Annotated in this window: 12 protein-coding genes and 1 tRNA gene; 11 read left to right on the top strand and 2 right to left on the bottom strand. The window is 67.8% G+C overall.

Annotated features, from left to right (window positions below; all coding sequences use genetic code 11):
* Positions 1-54 precede the first annotated feature (54 nt).
* Positions 55-126 (top strand) — tRNA-Gln (locus KOR34_RS05285).
* A 104-nt stretch (positions 127-230) separates the two neighbouring features.
* Here the strand turns inward: KOR34_RS05285 and KOR34_RS05290 are convergent.
* On the bottom strand, positions 231-1,673 hold the full coding sequence (locus KOR34_RS05290) for an oxidoreductase (protein WP_146562859.1): 1,443 nt from the start codon (positions 1,671-1,673) through the stop codon (positions 231-233).
* Positions 1,674-1,869: 196 nt separating this feature from the next.
* On the opposite strand from KOR34_RS05290, the gene KOR34_RS05295 reads away from it, so the two are divergent.
* From KOR34_RS05295 to KOR34_RS05320, 6 genes are all read left to right on the top strand, one after another.
* The gene (locus KOR34_RS05295; RefSeq protein WP_146562861.1) at positions 1,870-2,559 is read left to right on the top strand and encodes a transglutaminase family protein; all 690 of its coding nucleotides are present in this window, start codon (positions 1,870-1,872) and stop codon (positions 2,557-2,559) included.
* Positions 2,560-2,650: 91 nt separating this feature from the next.
* Positions 2,651-4,615: a glycoside hydrolase family 32 protein gene (locus KOR34_RS05300; protein WP_146562863.1), complete on the top strand. Its 1,965-nt coding sequence runs from the start codon at positions 2,651-2,653 to the stop codon at positions 4,613-4,615.
* 221 nt (positions 4,616-4,836) lie between these two features.
* Positions 4,837-6,015 (top strand): type IV pilus twitching motility protein PilT, encoded by a 1,179-nt coding sequence (locus KOR34_RS05305; RefSeq protein WP_146562864.1) that lies wholly within the window; start codon positions 4,837-4,839, stop codon positions 6,013-6,015.
* Between the two features lie 126 nt (positions 6,016-6,141).
* Complete coding sequence (locus tag KOR34_RS05310) at positions 6,142-8,643, top strand: glycoside hydrolase family 127 protein (RefSeq protein ID WP_197531164.1); 2,502 nt, start codon at positions 6,142-6,144, stop codon at positions 8,641-8,643.
* A 47-nt stretch (positions 8,644-8,690) separates the two neighbouring features.
* Entirely contained in the window at positions 8,691-10,412 is a 1,722-nt protein-coding gene (locus KOR34_RS05315) for a M12 family metallo-peptidase (protein WP_197531165.1), read from the top strand.
* A gap of 583 nt (positions 10,413-10,995) precedes the next feature.
* Positions 10,996-12,198 (top strand): endonuclease/exonuclease/phosphatase family protein, encoded by a 1,203-nt coding sequence (locus KOR34_RS05320; RefSeq protein WP_197531166.1) that lies wholly within the window; start codon positions 10,996-10,998, stop codon positions 12,196-12,198.
* A 203-nt stretch (positions 12,199-12,401) separates the two neighbouring features.
* Here the strand turns inward: KOR34_RS05320 and KOR34_RS05325 are convergent, their stop codons facing one another.
* Entirely contained in the window at positions 12,402-13,478 is a 1,077-nt protein-coding gene (locus KOR34_RS05325; RefSeq protein WP_228714517.1) for a sugar kinase, read from the bottom strand.
* 267 nt (positions 13,479-13,745) lie between these two features.
* Between KOR34_RS05325 and gnd the strand changes: the two genes are divergently transcribed.
* The 4 genes from gnd (at position 13,746) to KOR34_RS05345 (ending at position 18,786) form a co-directional block, all read left to right on the top strand.
* Positions 13,746-15,191 (top strand): decarboxylating NADP(+)-dependent phosphogluconate dehydrogenase, encoded by a 1,446-nt coding sequence (gene gnd / locus KOR34_RS05330; RefSeq protein ID WP_146562872.1) that lies wholly within the window; start codon positions 13,746-13,748, stop codon positions 15,189-15,191.
* A 267-nt stretch (positions 15,192-15,458) separates the two neighbouring features.
* A complete protein-coding gene (locus tag KOR34_RS05335; RefSeq protein ID WP_146562874.1) occupies positions 15,459-16,685 on the top strand; it encodes a PQQ-binding-like beta-propeller repeat protein in 1,227 nt (408 codons plus the stop codon).
* Positions 16,686-16,858: 173 nt separating this feature from the next.
* A complete protein-coding gene (locus tag KOR34_RS05340; protein WP_197531167.1) occupies positions 16,859-17,986 on the top strand; it encodes a right-handed parallel beta-helix repeat-containing protein in 1,128 nt (375 codons plus the stop codon).
* 8 nt (positions 17,987-17,994) lie between these two features.
* Entirely contained in the window at positions 17,995-18,786 is a 792-nt protein-coding gene (locus KOR34_RS05345) for an Fpg/Nei family DNA glycosylase (RefSeq protein WP_146562878.1), read from the top strand.
* The last annotated feature ends 39 nt before the right edge of the window (positions 18,787-18,825 follow it).

Raw genomic sequence — 18,825 nt, forward strand, 5'->3', positions numbered from 1 at the left:
CCCGCCTTGCATTTTTTGGCTCTGCGACCTAACCTATTTCGTTCGCCGTTCTCTTGGGGATTGGTGTAATCGGTAGCACGACGGATTCTGATTCCGTTAGTCGGGGTTCAAGTCCCTGATCCCCAGCTTCTGCGGCCAGAAGGCCCAAGCAAACAACCCCTGTGCGGGACGCCGACTCGGTCGGGCGTCCCGCACAGGGTTTGTTTTTTTTGATGGTGGTTCGAGCGCGGCTAGGTGGGCACGGTCTCTTTCTTGATGCGGGCTAGCTCTTCCCGCTCGGGCATGTCCTTGTAAAACGGGTCGAGCGGGTAGCACCCCGACACAATCCCGTTCCTCGGGGCCGTGGTGCAGTCGCTAAACGTGCGGCAGATCTTCTTCCGCTGCATCGTCTGCCCGGCGATCACGTCGGCCGGCAGGTCCGGGTAGGAGAGCACCATCCGCCCCAAGCCGATGCTGTCGGCCATGCCCTGCCGCACCACCGCCTGGCCGACGTTCGGCAGCCAGTCCTGCAGGTACGAGTAGCCGGAGCCGACCACCACGATTTCCGGGTGGGCCGCCTTCAGTTCGGCGGTGGCGGCGATCTGCCGCGCGACGCCCACCAGCGGGTCCTCGGGCGGCAGGTATCCGTCCGAGGGCGGGAAGTAGGCGGGCCGCTGGATGTGCGGGTTGTAGTAGGGGCTGCCGGCGGTGCTGCACAGCAGGTCGATGCCGAGGTGCTTCAGCAGCTCGAGAAACCTCTTCGGTTCGGCCAGATCGATGCCAACGGCGGTGCCGTCGCCGCCGAAGGCGCAGCCGTAGGGCGCCGAGGCCGACGGGGCGCCGATGTTTGCCTCGCCCGGCTCGAACGGCGTGAAGTCGAACACGCTCAGCCGCACGCCAATCGCCAGGCCTGGCGCCTCGGCGCGGATGCCAGCGGTGACGTTCCGCAGCAGGCGGGTGCGCCCCTCGAAGTCGCCGCCGTACCTGCCCGGGCGGTCGTAGCCGGAGAGCAGCTCGTGGCCGAGGTAGCCGTGGCAGTGCTTGATGTCGACAAACGTAAAGCCGACCTGCTGCGCCAGCTTGGCGGCGGCGATGAAATCGTCGACCAGGCGATCGAGGTCGTCGTCAGTCAGGAGCGGGCCGTCGCCCTGCACGTTGAACCGCTTGTCGAGCACCGGGTGGTGGTACGCAATGCGGGGCTCGATGACCTTCTTGTCGTGGGGACGAGCGAACCGCCCCGAGTGCGTCAGCTGGAGCCCGAGCAGCAGGTCGTCGGTCGAGCCGAACTGCGTCTGGTGTGCGTCCAGCGCGATCTGCCTCAACTCGGCGATACCGGCGAGCGTGTGCTCGTTGATCATCAGCTGGTTGGGGTTGGCGCGTCCCTCCGGCTGCACGGCCACCGCCTCGCCGCCCCACAGCAGCTTGGCGCCGGACAGGCCGAAGTTCTTCCAGCGGCGCTTCGTCAGCTCAGTGGGGCGACCATCGGTCTCGCCGTCCCAGCCCTCCATCGGCAGGATGCAGAACCGGTTGCCAATCGTGCCGCCGGACCACTCGATCGGCGCCGCCAGCGTTCCGGCCTCGCCTGGGGTCACCTCTTCATCGAACGGCAGCGAGACGCCCAGCTCCTGTAGCCGGGCGAGGAACGCGTCGGCGGTTTTGAGGCTCGCGACGCGGGGGTACTTCTGGGATGGCATAAGGTGAAACGCAAGATACTGCAAGGAAATAGACCGGCGCATCCGCCAGGATGGGCGTCACACTCGCGAACACCATGGTATCCGCCGGCCATTCGCGGCGGAACCGTGCGGCGTGGGCGGATTGCTTGCAAGTTTCGATTCGGAGAGCGAAACTACCGCGTAGACGCCCCCTGGTCCCCCAAGCGAGCGACTACCCTTGCCCAGCTCTCCCGCGTACTGCAGCCCCCTGGCGTACCACTCGTTCGTCCACGAGCTGCACGAGATCCACCGCCCGCTCGGGCTCTTCCGGGCGGCGTCGGCCATCGCCCTGCACTCCCGGCCCGAGGCCTCAATCGACGACGCCTGCGAAGCGATCAACAAGCTGGCGGGCGCGGTGCGATCGCGGGTCCGCTCGCGGACCGACCAGGCGCTGCTGGCGCACCTGCACGACGTGATGTTCGAGGTGGCGGGGTTCCGCGGCAACAGCACGGACTACTACAACCCGGCCAACAGCTACCTGCCAGACGTGCTGCGGACCCGGCGCGGAATCCCCATCTCGCTGACGCTGGTGTACCGCACGATCGCCTCGCTGGTCGGACTGCGGGTGGAAGGTATCAACGCGCCGGGGCACTTCCTCGCGTCGGTGACAATCTACGAGGGCGCGACGGACCACACGCTGTTCGTCGACCCATTCCACGGAGGCGTCCTGCTCAACGAGCACGAGACCATCGAGCTGATCTCCGGCGCCACCGGCCGCCAGGAGCGGGCCACGCCCGCCACGCTCGCTATCGCCAGCCCCTCCGACTGGCTACTCCGTTCGCTCCGCAACCTGCAAGGCGTGTTCGCGCACCGCGGCCAGGTGCGGGACCAGCTCGCGATGCAGGAGCTGCAGGCCGCGATCGAGTAGGGTTTCCGCCCCTGCCCCGCGCCGCCTGCTATAGTGGGCGTTCCCGCTGCAACCGCCGCCCCCTGCGGGCGGAGCCCCCAGGAAGCCGCCCATGCCGTCCCGCGTTCAGTTCGCCCCCCTTCTCTGCGCCGTCGGCGCCGTGATTCCGCCCGCGTGCCTGTTCGCGGAACAGGCAGCGTTACCGCCGCGTGGTGGACTGATTGCCGACTTCGAGTCGGACACCTATGGGGAATGGCGTATCGAGGGCGACGCGTTCGGCGCCGGCCCGGCCCGCGGCACGCTGCTCGGCCAGATGGAGGTCACCGGCTTCCAGGGTGGGCGGTTGGTGAACTCGTTCACTGGGGGCGACGCCGCCACCGGCATGCTCAGCTCGCCCCCGTTCGAGGTGACCAGCGACTTCCTCCACATGCTGATCGGCGGCGGCGGCCACGCGGGCCAGACGTGCGTCAACCTGCTGGTGGACGGCCGAGTGGTTCGCACCGCGACCGGCCCCAACCAGGCGCCCGGCGGAAGCGAGGAGCTAGTGCGGGTGTACTGGGACGTAACGCCACTGCGCGGCAAAGCGGCGGTGATCCAGATTGTCGATCGTCACGCCGGCGGCTGGGGGCACATCAATGTCGACGACATCCGTCTCAGCGATCAGCCGGCCGGGGTCCCTGCTGACAAGCTCGATGGCACGACGCATTTTCGCACGTTCGCATCGTACGCCGACGCAGGCTACGACCAGCCGCTGCGGCCTCAGTTCCACTTCACCTCCCGCAAGAACTGGATCAACGACCCCAACGGCATGGTGTACCTGGACGGGGAGTACCACCTGTTCTTCCAGCACAATCCCCTAGGCAACGAGTGGGGCAACATGACGTGGGGCCACGCGGTGAGCCCCGACATGGTCCACTGGCGGCAACTGCCGCACGCCCTGCTGCCGTACGGCGGCGGGACCATGTACTCCGGCACCGCGGTGGTTGACCATCAGGACGTGCTCGGTGTCCGAACGGGCCAGACGCCGACTCTGATCGCCGCGTTTACCCACGCCCGCGAGCCGTTCACCCAAGCGTTGGCGTACAGCACCGACCGCGGACGCACCTTTGAGCTGGTCAACGGCGGGAAGCCGGTCGTTGGCAATCAGGGCTACGACCCCGGCGAGCGCGACCCCAAGGTGTTCTTCCATCAGCCGTCGGGCCAATGGGTTATGGTGCTGTGGGTCAAGCAGGGCAAGCCCGGCCGCGTGCTCATCTTCAACTCGCCCGACCTGCGGAATTGGACCGAGGTGGGACGCTTCGACCGCGACTGGGTGTTCGAGTGCATGGACCTGGTGCATTTGCCCGTCGACGGCGACCCGGACAACAAGAAGTGGGTGATCTACGACGCCAGCTTCGAGTACGAGGTCGGCTCCTTCGACGGCAAGCAGTTCCGCTCAGAAACCGACGCCCTCCGCGGCGAGCACGGCCCCAACTACTACGCCGCCCAAACGTTCAACAACTCGCCGGACGGCCGCACGGTCATTATCGGCTGGATGCGTGGTGGCGAGGAGGTCCCCTTTGTGCGGGCCGGGATGCCGTTCAACATGCAGATGAGCTTCCCTTCCACCCTGGAGCTACGCACCACCGGCGAGGGCCCGCGGCTGTACCGCTGGCCAGTCGTTGAGATCGAGGAGTTGTACGCGGAGTCGGTCGCGATCGGCGAGTCGTCGGTCCAGACCGCCAACGCTTCGCTCGCGGACTTCAGCGGCGAACTGCTCGACGTGCAAGTTGAGTTCAACGCCGGCGCGGCCACCCAGCTTACCGTTGAGGTCCGGGGCCAGCAGATCGAGTACCGGGACGGCGCCTTCCACTACGCCGGCGCCACGCTCCCCGCGCCACCAGTCGACGGCGTGGCCGCGCTGCGGGTGCTGGTCGACCGGGCGTCGGTCGAGCTGTTCGCCAACCACGGCGCAGCGGTCTCGACCCATTACGCCGATCTTAGCAAGCAGGGCCGGGGCGTCCGCCTTTCGGCGCCTCAGGCTACAACGCTGCGTTCGCTGGAGGTGCACCGCCTCCGCTCCGCCTGGGGCGAGTAGCAGTCGCCAAGTCTGGCAGCCCGGGCTTGGCTACCGGCCGATCCGTTCGATTCGCCCCGATTGCTTTTGGCAATGCGGGCGGCCGAGCGTACACTGAAGGTTGACGCCCGGCCGTTCGGCCGGCCGCCACCCGCGGGGCGCCTGGCCCCGCCAGCGACGCCGCCCCGACGGCGCGGGGCTGGTCGCGGTCTCCTCTTCTAACGCCGCACGGGAGTGTCCGTATGGATGCCTCGATGGGTGAGATGCCGGCGGAATCCGGCGTGGCGCCGGACACGCAGTCGGAAACCCTCACGACGCCCCCCGCGCAGGTCATGAGCAACCTGCTCAACTTCGTCTCACGGACGAAGGCGTCGGACCTGCACATCAAAACCGGCTACGCGCCGCACGTAAGGATCGGCGGCCACCTACGGAAAGTGCAGATGCCGCCCATCCCGGACTCCGCGTTCGTCAATGGCATGGTGCTGCCGCTCGCGCCCGAGGGCCGGCTGAGCGAGTACGACAAGAACGGCGCGCTCGACTTCTCGACCCAGATCCCCGGCGGCGACCGGTTCCGCATCAACATCTTCAAGTCCCAGGGCGACACGCACGTCGCGATGCGGCGGGTGCAGTCAGAGATCAGCGACTTCAACACCCTCAACCTGCCCGACGTGTACCGGGACGTGATCAACAACACCAGCGAGGGCCTGGTGCTGGTGTGCGGCGTGACCGGATCCGGCAAGAGCTCGACCATGGCCGCCATGGTCGACCAGATCAACCGCACCCGCGGACTGCACATCGTCACAATCGAGGACCCGATCGAGTTCCACTTCGAGGGCGACAAGTCGATCATCTCGCAGCGCGAGATCGGCTCGGACGTGCGGAACTTCCCCGACGCGCTGCGGGTAGTGGTCCGCCAGGACCCGGACATGATCCTCATCGGCGAGATGCGCGACCGCGAGACCGTGCTGGCCGCCATCCAGGCGGCTGAAACAGGCCACTTGGTGCTCGGCTCGCTCCACTGCGCCGACGTGCCGCTCAGCTTCGCCCGGATCCTGGAGTTCTTTGACCGGTCGGACCACGCGTTCGTGCGTTCGTCGCTCGCCAACAGCCTCCGGGCAATCATGTGCCAGCGTCTTCTTCCCGGCGTGGTGGAGGGATCGCGGTACCCGGCCACCGAGGTGCTGCTGAACAACTCGGTGGTGCAGCGGAAGATCATGGAGGAAGAGGACGAGGACCTGCACGCGGTGCTGCACGGCTACCGCGACTCCGGCATGCGAGACTTCAACTACTCGCTGTTTGAGCTGGTTGAAAAGGACCTCGTGACCCGCAAAGTGGCCCTCGAGGCGGCGCCCAACCGCGAGGCGTTTACGTCGTTGCTCAAGGGCATCGACGCGGCCGCGTCGGGCATCATCGCCCGCTAACGCCGTGACTGGCGGCGGTGGCGTTGCGGCCGCCGGTTGGGGTAGAATCTGGGTCCCCGCTCCTGGCCGTTGATGGGGTTTTCCGCAGCACGCGGATCCTTCGACTTCGACCAGAGTGCACCATCCGTGAAGCTCCCCCTCCTGCTGTACGCTGCCGCCGCGCTGGCGGCGATTTCCGCTCCTCTGCCCTGCCCCGCCGCCGAGGCGCCGGGCTACCCGCTCAAGCCGGTTTCGTTCGAGCGAGTCCGACTGCAGGACTCGTTCTGGCTGCCCAGGCTGGAAACCCAGCGGCGGGTGCTGACGCCCTACGCATTCGAGAAAACCGAGGAGGCCCTTAGCGACCTCCGCGCAGCCGCCCGGCTGCTGGCCGGCGAGGAGCTCCAGAACCCTCCGCCGCCCCACCGCTTCCGCACCAGCGACCTGTTCAAGGTGATGGAGGGCGCCGCGTACCTGCTGGCCCTGGAACGCGACGCCGAGCTGGAGCGGCAGATGGACGCCATCATCGAGGTCGTGGCCGGCGCTCAGGAGCCCGACGGCTACCTGAACGCCACGCGGACCCTCTACCCCGATCTGGCCATCGGCATGATGGGCGACGGTCGGTACACCTACGTCGACCACAGCCACGAGCTGTACATCGTCGGGCACCTATACGAGGCCGCGGTCGCCTACTACCGCGCAACCGGCAAACGCCGGCTGCTGGACGTGGCGGACAAGAATGCCAAGCACGTGCGGCGGGTGTTCTTCGAGGGCGACCCCAACTACAACGGCGGCAAGCCCGTGATGCAGGCGCCGGGGCACCAGGAGATCGAGCTCGCACTCGTCCGCCTGGCCGAAGCCACAGGCGATCCCACCCACCTCAAGACCGCGCAGCGGCTGCTGGACATCCGCGGCGTCACGTACGCGCCCGACGGGCAAGGCGTCAACTCGCCCAGCTACGCGCAGCAGCACCGACCGGTGACACAGCAGCAGGTGCCCGCGGGCCATGCGGTGCGGGCCACGTACCTGTACTCCGGCATGGCCGACGTCGGGGCGATGCTGGGCGTCGACCACTACGACCAGGCTCTCCAGGACATCTGGCGCAGCATCGTCGACACGCGGATGCATATCACCGGCGGCCTGGGCGCGGTGCACGGCATCGAGGGCTTTGGGCCCGAGTACGAGCTGCCCAACGCCGATGCGTTCAACGAGACCTGCGCCGCTGTCGGCAACGTGTTCTTCAACTGGCGGATGTTCCTTAAGCAGCAGGACGCCAAGTTCCTGGATGTCGCTGAGCTGGCCCTGTACAACAACGCGCTGGCCGGCATGAACCTGGCCGGCAACCGGTTCTTCTACGTCAACCCGCTCGCCGCCGACGGGTTCCGCCCGTTCAACCACGGCCGCCCGGAGCGTTCCCCCTGGTTCGGCACCGCCTGCTGCCCCACCAACCTGGCAAGGCTGATCCCGCAGATCCCCGGCATGCTGTTCGCCACCGACGCCGAGGGCCTGTCGCTCTGTCTGTTCGCGGCGTGCAGAACCAAGGCCAAACTCGGTGGTGTGGAAACCCAGATCACCGAGGAAACCAACTATCCGTTTGACGGGACGATCCGCTTGCAGCTCGACCCCAAGACCCCGGCCCGGTTCGCCGTGCGGCTCCGCCTCCCCACCTGGACCACCGATCGCCTGGCGCCCGGCGAGCTGTACCGCTACGCCGGGGGCAAGCCCGATCGTGCGCCCCGCCTGTCCGTGAACGGAACGCAGACCGCTTTCACAGCCGACCGCGGCTTCGCCGTCATCGAACGCGAGTGGTCCGCCGGCGATGAGCTGGTGCTCGAACTCCCCATGCCGGTGCGCGCGTCCGCCTGCCGCTCCGAAGTTGAGGCCAACCACGGCCGGCTGGCCGTGTCGCGTGGGCCCCTGGTGTACTGCCTGGAATCGGCCGACAACCAGCGGCACGCGTTCAACTACCTCGTCCGCGCCGACGCGGTGCGGCGCGAGGCGGAACTCCGGGACCTGACAATCGACGGCCTGCAAGTCACCGCGATTGCCACCCCCGCGGAGTCCCTGTCGGGCGATGGCTCGCTCGACGCCGCGACCGCCACCCTGATCCCCTACTTTGCTTGGAACAACCGCGGCGCCGGCTCGATGGCGGTGTGGCTGCCGGACAACGCCCAGACGCTCCGCGACGGCGCGCTGCAGATCGACGACAACGCCCAACGCTTCGCCTCCGCCCAGGCGACGCACACCTTCGACCAGGACAGCGTGCAGGCGATGATCGACGGGCGGCTGCCCAAGCACTCGTTCGACACCTCCCTCCCGCGCTGGACCAGCTGGCCCCGGCGGGGCGAGCCGCAGACGCTCACCGTTCAGCTCAAGCAGCCCACGCCGCTGCGGACCGTGCAGGTCTACTGGTACGACGACCACGGCGGCGTCCAGGTCCCCGAGCGGTGGGTTCTCGAGGTCCCCGCCGGCGACGACTGGGCGCCGTTCAAGCTCTACAACACCGACAACTACAGCGTCACGCCCGACCAGTTCAACGTGGTGCACCCGGCCGAGCCGATCACGGTCGAGCGGCTGCGGCTGCGTGTCTGGCCCCAACCGGACGCCGCGGCGGGCGTCCTGGAGCTGGTGGTGGAGCCCGAATCCGACTAGCAGCGATCTATTCGCCCGATCGGCCGCCCCGCGCTACAATGGACCGTATGCACCGCCCCCTGCTCGCAGCCGCCGCCCTGCTCGTCCTGTCCTTTCCCGCCGCGGCCGACGTCGTGGTGATCTCCAACCGCACGCGCGAAACCGTTCCGGTCACCATCTCGCCGACCGGCGGCAAGCCCTACCGCCTGCAGCTCACCAGCGGGCAGGTGGTGCCGCTGTTCAGCGACACGCCGCTGCACGCCAATTTCAACACGCAGTCGGGCGTCAACGGCTTCAAGCTGGACGCCAACAGCGCGTACTACTTCGGCCAGACCGACCAGGGCCTGCAGCTGCACCTCATCGGGCTGGGCGAAGCCGGCTCGCACGCGCGGCCGCTGCCGGGCGGCGGGCGCACCACGCCGGCGGGAGTGGTGGACGTGAAAATCTGTGTCGACGAGGAGGAGCCCCTCCGCCGCGAGCAGTGGATCGCCAAGCTCCGCCGGCGGGTCGACATGGCCTCGCTGATCATGCTCAGCCACTCCGGCATGACGTTCCGTGTGGTGTCCACCGGCAGCTGGAACTCCGATAACGACACCAACGACTTCACCAAATCGCTCAAGGAGTTGGAAGAGGAAGTCCCACGCATCGGCGACACCCTCGTCATCGGATTTACCAGTCAGTACCAGGTGGTCCGCGGCCGCACGCACCTGGGGGGCACGCGGGGGCCGCTCAGCTCGCACATCCTCCTCCGCGAGTGGTCGCAGCACGTGTCCGAACGCGAGCGGCTGGAGCTGCTGGTCCACGAGCTGGGCCACTACCTGGGCGCCAGCCACAGCCCCGAGCCCGACAGCGTCATGCGCCCCGTGCTGGGCGACCGCCAGAGCCGCCAGACGGGCTTCGGCATCCGCTTCGACCCGGTCAACACGCTCATCATGTCGATGGTCGGCGAGGAGGTCCGCCGCCGCGGGGCCAAGACCTTCCCCGACCTCTCCGAGCCGACCCTCTCGCGGCTCAACCAGATCTACACCGCGCTCTCCAAGACGCTGCCGCAAGACTCGTCCGCCGCCCGCTTCGCCGCCCGCACGCAGACCGCCAAGGGGTCGTCGACCAGCGAGCTCGCCAAGCTGGTCGTGCAGTCGATCACCCAGAGCGGCCAGGCCAACCAGCGCCTGCCAGAGGCCGGACGCCTGACCGGCGACGACCTGACCGATGAGCTGGTCCGCAACGCGGCGGCCGACACCGCGGTGCTGCGGGACCGCGGGCGGAAGCCGCTCCTGCTGGGGCTCGGCATCGCGCTGGACGACACGCTCGTCCTCGGCAGCCTCCCCGCGACCGGCCAACTGGTCCGCGAGGCCGACCCACCGGGAGCGCTCGCCAAGCGGGCGCCGACCATCTGCCAGGCCACCATGTGCGGCCGGAACGACCTGCTCAAGCATTTCTTCGTGTCCGCCGCGCTGACCGCCGCCACCGACGCCAACCAGGCCCACGCGATCGGTGTTGCGAAAGAAATCTTCGATTCCAACCGCAAGAGCGGCTTCAGCTTCGTCGACCTGGCCGCCGACCGCGCCGGCGTCCGCTTCGCTCAGGCGGTGCTGTCCGGCGAGCTGTCGGCCATCGACATCGCCGACGACTTCACCTGCTACGCGTTCATGCCGGCATTCGCCGACCTGCCCGAGGGCCTGTCGGCTGCCGAGTTCCAGCAGCAGTACGGCAGCCCCACCGACGCCCGCTACCTCGCGCTCATCCGCGAGATCGACGAGCGGATCGATCAGCTCACCGGGTACGATTGAGCCGCGGCCGGCAGCGGTCACACCAGTTCTGGCCGGTTTGTTTTGTCCACAAACACTGCGAAGGGGACAAAACCCGGGCCATAACTCCCCCCCTGTTCTCCGTAAGTGCTTTTCAATTAAGCCATTACGCCATCCCCTCCGATTTGGCCGCTGGGGGTTTTGTCCGATTCTGTGCGCGCCGATGGGACAATACCCCACCGGCTTCTCGCCTCGTCGAGATTGTCCGTGACACCGACATAGGGGCAGAGAATCGCAATCGATTCTCTTCTCGGTCAAACCTCACCGCGCAGCAGCCTACGCCTCACCGGCAATGGGTGGGTAATCGGCTGCCCCCTCATTAGACCGCGCGAGGTGGCCGGTTTCAGCAACAAAGCCGAACCGACGAGAGAAAGCCGCCCCCGGTTCTCGAAACCGGGAAAAACCACCCGGTCGCCTCGTCGGTAACGTTGAGATACCCGTGAGTTCTGAGCGGCCCATCGGTAGGCACACTTCTACGGGGCGCCCCGGCCCGCCTATCCTGCGTCATGAAACAAGGTCATGCTTCTAGGCGTAGATTTGCCACACCACACTCGACGAGCCCCTGATGCCCAAGCACTACTGCGGGCCCCTCGGCCTGATCATGATCGCCGCGGTCTGCTCACCGGCGCCGGCGGCCGCCCCTCCCGAGGGCGCGGTCCGCGTCGCGACGTACAACATCTCGTTCTACCGCGACGCGGCGGGCGAGCTGGAAACCGAACTCCGCGGCGGCGCGTCCTCGCAGGCGAAGCAGATCGCGGAGGTCATCCAACGCGTCCGCCCCGACCTGCTGCTGCTGAACGAGATCGACTACACGGCGGACGGCGCAGTGGTCGACCTGTTCCGCCAGCGGTACCTGCGGCAGCCCCAGAACGGCCAGCAGCCGATCGACTACCCACACACCTACACCGCCCCGGTCAACACGGGCGTGCCGACGCCGTTCGACCTGGACCGCGACGGCCGCACCGGCGGCCCGGCCGACTGCCAGGGGTTCGGACGCTACCCGGGGCAGTACGGCATGGCCGTGCTCTCGCGGCTGCCGATCGACCGCGAGCACGCCCGAACGTTCCAGCAGCTCCTGTGGCGTGACCTGCCCGGCGCCAAGCTGCCAGCCGACCCAACGTCGGGCGAGCCGTACTACTCGGGCGAGGAACTCGCGCGGCTGAGGCTCTCGTCGAAGAGCCACTGGGACGTGCCGGTCACGCTGCCGGGCGGCGGGCGGCTGCACCTGCTCTGCTCGCACCCCACGCCGCCGGCGTTCGACGGACCCGAGGACCGCAACGGCTGCCGCAACCACGACGAGATCCGGCTGATCGCCGACTACCTCACCCCAGGCCGCTCGGGGTACGTGGTCGACGACAACGGCCGGCGGGGCGGTCTGCCGGCGGACGCGTTGTTCGTCGTGCTGGGCGACCTGAACGCCGACCCGCACGACGCCGGGGGCAAAGAGCTCGGCGCCATCCAGCAGCTGCTGGAGCACCCGCGGGTCAACGCCACGCGGCCGCCGACGAGCCGCGGCGCCGTGCTCGCAAGCCAGGCCCACCCCGACCTCAACCGAGACCAGCACGGCCCCGCCGCGGAGGACACCGCCAACTTCAGCGGCGACGACTTCAACAACCTGCGGGTCGACTACGCCCTGCCGTCACGCGACCTGGTGGTTGTCGGGGGCGGCGTGTTCTGGCCGCCCCCCGGCGAGCCGGGCGCCGCAGCAATCAACGCGACCGACCACCGGCTGGTGTGGATCGACGTGCGCACCAACAAGGACGACTAACATCGACAGTCGCCAAGGCGCCAATCACCGGGCCGCGCCCCTTCGGGAGCATCCAGTAGCTGCAAGTTGCCAAGACGCTTTGGCGCACGGCTAACGTACGGTCAAGCGTCGCTCTTCAGGCATTGCCCTCCGGCCGCTCCCTGACGGCCACGGTTCGAGAACGAACGGGCGGCCGGCTGTGTTGAGGCTGCCGCTTGTGGGGGCTACCGCTGCACGCGGGCCGACCCGCCTTCGGCGAGCGCCTCGACTTCGGCCAGCGTGGCCTGCGACACATCGCCCGGGTAGGTGGTGAGCAGCGCGCCGTGGGCCCAGCCGAGCCGCAGGGCCTGCTCCGGCTCTTGGCCGGAGAGCATGCCGTAGATCAGGCCCGAGGCGAAGCCGTCGCCGCCGCCGATGCGGTCGATCACGTCCAGCTCCATCGTGGGGCAGGTGTACCGCTCGCCATCGAGCCACAGCACGGCCGACCAGCTGTGGCGGCTGGTGGAGTGCACCTCGCGGAGCGTGGTGGCGACCATCTTGATGTTGGGGTACTCGGCCTTGACCTGCTCGATCATGCCGAAGAACGCGTTGGGGTCGAGCTTGCCCTTCTTCTCGACGTCCTGCCCCTTCAGGCCGAGGCCCTTCTGCAGGTCCTCCTCGTTGCCGATCAGCACGTCCAGGTGCTTGGCGATCTCGCGGTTCATCTCGATGCCGTGGGCCTCGCCGCCAGGCAGCGTCTTCCACAGCTTGGCGCGGTAGTTGAGGTCGAACGAGGCGATGGCGCCCGCCTCCTTGGCCTTGGTCACGCCCTCGACAATCAGGTCCGAGGTGTGCTCGCCCAGGGCCGCGTAGATGCCGCCGGAGTGGAACCAGCGGACGCCGCGGTCGAACACGTTCTTCCAGTCGATGTCGCCCGGCTTGAGCATGGCCGCGGCCTCGTTGGCGCGGTTGTAGAACACCACCGGCGCCCGGGCGCCGTGGCCGCGGTCGCTGTAGACGGCGGCCATGTTGGGCCCGCGGACGCCGTCGTGCTGGAAGTGCTTGTAGAACGGCTTCACGCCCATCTGCCGCACCTGGGTCTGGATCAGCTCGCCGACGCCGTTGTCCACCATCGCCGTGACGATGCCGGTGTTCAGGCCGAAGCAGCTGGCCAGGTTGGCCGCGCAGTTGTACTCGCCGCCCGAGACGTGCACCGCGAAGTTCGTCGCCTTGCGGAACGGCGTGATGCCGGGGTCGAGCCGGTGCACCAGGGCGCCGAGCGAGACGAAATCGAGTTCACAATCGTCGGTACGGACAGACAAGCCAGACATGCGCGAAGCCACCCTATTCAATGTCGCGGGCCAAGAAAAAGGAGCCTGACAGTATCCCCAGCCCCGGCGGGGTCCAAAAGGGGCCAGACCGCTCCCCGCGAGGATTCTGCGTGAGATGCTCCCTGGTTTGCGCCCCACGGGCGTGCGACCCGGCGGTTCCCTTCCCTGCCGACGGGCGGTGTATTGACCATCGGCTGCCCGCGGCCCAAGATCATGGGGCTAGGCGGCCCCCCAACGATCCTCCCGAAAGGACCCACCGTGTCTGAGCTTTGCGATTTTGGCCTGATCGGCCTCGCCGTGATGGGTGAAAACCTGGCCCTGAACGTCGAGAGCCGCGGCAACAAGGTTGCCGTCTACAACCGCACGACGAGCGTCGTGGACGACTTCATCAACGGCCGGGCCAAGGGCAAGCAGTTCGTCGGGTGCCACTCGCTGGAGGAGCTGGTCAAGAACCTGGCGCGGCCTCGCAAGGTGATGATGATGGTCAAGGCCGGCCCCGCGGTCGACGCGGTGATCGACTCGCTCAAGCCGCTCCTGGAGCCGGGCGACATCATCATCGACGGCGGCAACACCTACTACGCCGACACCGAGCGCCGCACCAAGGAGGTCGAGGAGGCAGGCTTCCTGTACTCCGGCACCGGCGTGTCCGGCGGCGAGGAGGGCGCATTGAAGGGCCCCAGCATGATGCCGGGCGGATCGCCCGACAGCTGGCCGCACCTCAAGCCGATCTTCCAGGCGATCGCCGCCAAGGTGGGCCCCAACAACGACATCCCGTGCTGCGAATGGGTCGGACCCCGCGGCGCCGGGCATTACGTGAAGATGGTGCACAACGGCATCGAGTACGGCGACATGCAGCTCATCTGCGAAGCCTACTCGATGCTCAAGGAGGGCCTGGGCCTCACCAACGACGAGCTGTACGACGTGTTCGCCGAGTGGAACACCGGCGACCTCGACAGCTACCTGATCGAGATCACCCGCGACATCTTCAGCGTCAAGGACCCCGAGACCGGCCAGTTCATGGTTGACCTGGTGCTGGACCGCGCCGGCGCCAAGGGCACCGGCAAGTGGATGAGCCAGCTGGCGCTCGACCTGGGCGTGCCCAGCACGCTGGTCACCGAGGCGGTCTACGCCCGCGGCCTGTCGGCCCGCAAGGACGAGCGCGTCAAGGCCGCCAAGGTGCTCCAGGGCCCCTCGCCCAAGTACGACGGCGACCGCAAGCAGTTCATCGAGCAGGTCCGCCAGGCGCTGTACGCGTCGAAGATCGTCAGCTACGCGCAGGGCTTCGTGCAGCTGCAGGCGGCCGCCGCCGAGCACGACTGGCCGCTCAACTACGGCGAGTGCGCCATGCTGTGGCGGGGCGGGTGCATCATCCGCGCCGTGTTCCTCGACCGCATCAAGGAGGCGTTCGACAAGAACCCGAACCTGGAGAACCTGCTGCTGGACTTCTACTTCGCTGGCGCGGTCGACAAGTGCCAGGACGCCTGGCGTCACGTGGTGTCGCAGGCCGCCCTGCTGGGCATCCCCGTGCCGGCGTTCTACACCGCTCTGGCCTACTACGACGGCTTCCGCCGCGAGATCCTGCCGGCCAACCTGCTGCAGAGCCAGCGGGACTACTTCGGCGCCCACACGTACGAGCGCACCGACAAGCCGCGGGGCGAGATGTTCCACACCGAGTGGCTGGACCTGCGTAAGGAGCCCTCCTAGCTTCCACAGGCCTAACGGCCGACGGATCCTCTGCGTCGGCGCGCCCTGGCAAGCGAACAGACCCAAAGGCGTCCGGTCCTGCGTCCCGCAGGACCGGACGCCTTTTTTGATTGTGCCCGTGGTTATCTACTGTCCGAATCGAGCGTGGACCCTACGGTCAAGAAGAGTGGGCCACGTGGCCAGGCCGACTAGGCCGACCGCAGCTCGACCCACCCGGTCTCGTCCTTGCCGTGTTCGCCCGATCCCTTAGCCCACGGAAAGCAAACCATGCCCCCTCTCCGGACGCTCTCCTGCCTCAGCATCGCGGCGCTCTCCCTGTCGATTCTGGTCGTCCGGGCCGAAGCCGACTGGCCGCAGTGGCGGGGCACGAACCGCGACGCGCACGCACCGGACGGCAAGTGGCCGACTTCACTCGGCGAGGAACACCTTCAGCTATCCTGGCGGAAAGAACTCGGTCCCAGCTACTCCGGACCGATTGTCGTGGGCGATCGTGTGTTCACCACCGAGACACGCGGCGAAAAAACCGAAGTTGCGTCGGCCTACGACCGCAACACCGGCGAGAAGCTGTGGGAGTTGGAGTGGCCCGGCGCGATGCAGGTCCCGTTCTTTGCCGCGTCCAACGGCAGCTGGATCCGTGCGACGCCAGCCTGCGACGGACAGACGCTCTCTGTCGTCGGCATGCTCGACGTGCTTGTGGCGATCGACGTTGAGTCCGGCGAGGAACTCTGGCGGGTCGACTTCCCTGCCGAGTTATCCGTTGAGCCGCCGCAGTTCGGCGCCGCGTCCTCGCCGCTACTGCACGAGGGATCCCTGTACGCACAGATGGGGCACAGCATCGTGAAGGTGGACGCGCAGACCGGCAAGACCATCTGGCGGATTGCCGACAAGTCGGGCGACGCGTTTAGCTCGCCGTGGATCGGCTCGGTAGCCGGCGAGCAGCTTCTCGTCGTGCAGGCGCGTGAGGAGTTGCTCGGCATCGCCCCCGACTCAGGCCAGGTGCGTTGGTCGCAGCCGATCCAGGCCTACCGCGGGATGAACATCATGACCCCCACCGTCTACGAAGATCAGTTCTTCACGAGCGCCCACTCGGGCCGGTCGCAGCTCTGGCAAGTCACAGAGGGCGCCGACCCTACCCTGGATGAGCGGTGGTCAAACAGCGCACAGGCGTACATGTCATCGCCCGTGGTGGTGGGCGACTACCTGTACATGCACTTGAAGAACGAGCGTCTGCAGTGTGTCGACCTCCGCACCGGAGAGGAGGCCTGGCGGAGCAGGCCCGAAGGGAAGTACCAAAGTCTCGTCGTGGTAGGCGGCAACGTGCTCGCGCTGCGGTCGGACGGCGAGCTGATCCTGTTCCGTGCGACCCCCGAAGCGTTCGAGGTGCTCGACCGCCGCAAGGTCGCCAACGACGAGACCTGGGCGCACCTAGCGGTGTGCGATGGCAAGATCTTCGTTCGCGAGCTCAACGCCTTGGCCGTCTACGACTGGAAGTAGGCGAACCTCCGCGCGGCTGACTTGCGAAGCGGGAACAAATCTCGCATGGGCCGGCGGACGGAGGCACTAGCGACCGCGACCCTACGACGTCGCCGCTCGACGAGGGTGTGCTCGCTGCACTACCATGAAGTGCTGAGAGAGCCCCCGATCACCCCTCCCCGTTGAGCCCCACCGTGTCACCAGCCGTCATTGCCTTGCGCCCATGGTTCACCGCCGCGTTAATCACTTTGTCGTGCGGTGCGCTAGTCGCATCAGCCACCGAACCGACCTTCGTTGAGCTCGACGGGCAGCTCTACGGCGCCCAGGGCGACGAAGTCGGCCCGATCGGCGGCGGGGAGGGCTACACGCGGACCGTCACGGAGGGTGATCGCACGGCGACGACGCTCGACGAGCTGCTCGCCACCCTCCAGGAGTCGAAGGCGGGCGACGTGGTGTTCGTCCCCGGTGACGCCCAGATCGACCTCACAGCACGGATCTACATCGAGAAGCTCGTGCTCAAGGTCCCCCCCGGCGTCACGCTGGCCAGCGACCGCGGCGCCGACCGCGACGGCAAGACCTCGCCGGGCGCCCTCTTCACCAGCGACGCGCTCGACACGCCGGTCGTGATCGAGCCGCAGGGGCCGGGCGTGCGAATCACCGGCATCCGGCTGCGGGGGCCCAACACCAAGCGGTACCTGGACCACCACGCCCGGGCCCGCGAGCTGCACGGCAAGGACTTCCGCGAGTACTACTACAAGCTCCCCACGTCCGACGGCGTCGTCACGAAGCACGACCGCCTGGAGGTCGACAACTGCGAGATCAGCGGCTTCGCCCACGCGGGCGTGCACCTGCGGGCGGGCGTGGGGCACCATGTGCACCACTGCTCGATCCACCACTGCCAGTACCAGGGACTCGGCTACGGCGTGTGCCATGACCGCGCGTCGAGCCTGATCGAGCGGTGCCTGTTCGACTGGAACCGGCACTCCATCGCCGGCACCGGGCGGCCGTCCTGCGGCTACGTGGCCCGGCACAACGTTGAGCTCGGCGAGTCGCTCAGCCACTGCTTCGACATGCACGGCGGCCACGACCGGGGCGACGGCACCAACACCGCCGGCACGCGCATCGAGATCGCCAACAACACCTTCCGGTCCACCCGGCTGCCGATCAAGGTGCGGGGCGTGCCCGAGGAGGCCTGCGACGTGCGCCACAACTGGTTCGTCCGCCACGACTCGCCGTCGGCGGCGGTCTCGGCGGAGGAGCGGACCGAGGTGCACGACAACGCGTACGGGGAGCCGGCTAGCCTATCGGCCAACGGCGGCTAGAATCCCCCATGCCCGAAGGCCACGTCATCCACCGCATCGCCCGCGACCAGACCAAGCAGTTCGCCGGGCAGAAGCTGACGGTGCTCTCGCCGCAGGGGCGATTTGCGGACGGCGCCAAGGCGCTGAGCGGGCGCCGGCTCGACGTGGTCGAGGCCTACGGCAAGCACCTGTTCTACCGCTTCACCGGCGGCAAGCGGCTGCACGTGCACCTCGGGCTGTACGGCAAGTTCCGCAGCCACCCCGCCCCACCACCCGAGCCGGTCGGCCAGGTCCGCTTGCGGGCGATCGGCAGGGAACAGGCGTTCGACCTCAACGGCCCCAACGCGTGCCACCTGGTCACCAAGCAGGAAGAGGAGGTGATCCTCGCGCGGCTCGGCCCCGACCCGCTCCGCGACGACGCCGACCCGGACCTCGCATGGCAGCGGATCAGCCGCAGCCGGGCCGCCATTGGCGCGCTGCTGATGAACCAGGAGGTGATCGCCGGCGTGGGGAACATCTACCGCAGCGAGGTGCTGTTCCTGCTGGGCGTCCACCCCGAAACGCCCGGCCGCGAGCTTGGCGGCGAGCAGTTCGACCGGCTGTGGGAGAAGCTCACCGAGCTGATGGAGATCGGTCTGCGGTACAACCGCATCATCATCGCCGACCCGGCGACGGTCGGGAAACCCCGCGGCCGCATGAGCCGCAGCGAGCGCCTGCTAGTCTACAAGCAGGACCGCTGCACAACCTGCCAGACCAAGGTCAAATCGTGGCAGCTCGCCGCCCGCACGATTTATGCGTGCCCCAAGTGCCAGAAGCGGTAGAATCGGGGCCCAGCTCTTCCTGCGAATCCCAGGTCGGAA

It is taken from the genome of Posidoniimonas corsicana (assembly GCF_007859765.1).
In the GTDB taxonomy this organism is placed as follows: domain Bacteria; phylum Planctomycetota; class Planctomycetia; order Pirellulales; family Lacipirellulaceae; genus Posidoniimonas; species Posidoniimonas corsicana.

What these genes read in the sequence shown, in the direction of transcription:
- KOR34_RS05290 (WP_146562859.1), bottom strand. Translation starts at nt 1,673, where the DNA reads ATGCCATCCCAGAAGTACCCCCGCGTCGCGAGCCTCAAAACCGCCGAC.
- KOR34_RS05300 (WP_146562863.1), top strand. Translation starts at nt 2,651, where the DNA reads ATGCCGTCCCGCGTTCAGTTCGCCCCCCTTCTCTGCGCCGTCGGCGCC.
- KOR34_RS05305 (WP_146562864.1), top strand. Translation starts at nt 4,837, where the DNA reads ATGGATGCCTCGATGGGTGAGATGCCGGCGGAATCCGGCGTGGCGCCG.
- KOR34_RS05315 (WP_197531165.1), top strand. Translation starts at nt 8,691, where the DNA reads ATGCACCGCCCCCTGCTCGCAGCCGCCGCCCTGCTCGTCCTGTCCTTT.
- KOR34_RS05320 (WP_197531166.1), top strand. Translation starts at nt 10,996, where the DNA reads ATGCCCAAGCACTACTGCGGGCCCCTCGGCCTGATCATGATCGCCGCG.
- KOR34_RS05335 (WP_146562874.1), top strand. Translation starts at nt 15,459, where the DNA reads ATGCCCCCTCTCCGGACGCTCTCCTGCCTCAGCATCGCGGCGCTCTCC.
- KOR34_RS05345 (WP_146562878.1), top strand. Translation starts at nt 17,995, where the DNA reads ATGCCCGAAGGCCACGTCATCCACCGCATCGCCCGCGACCAGACCAAG.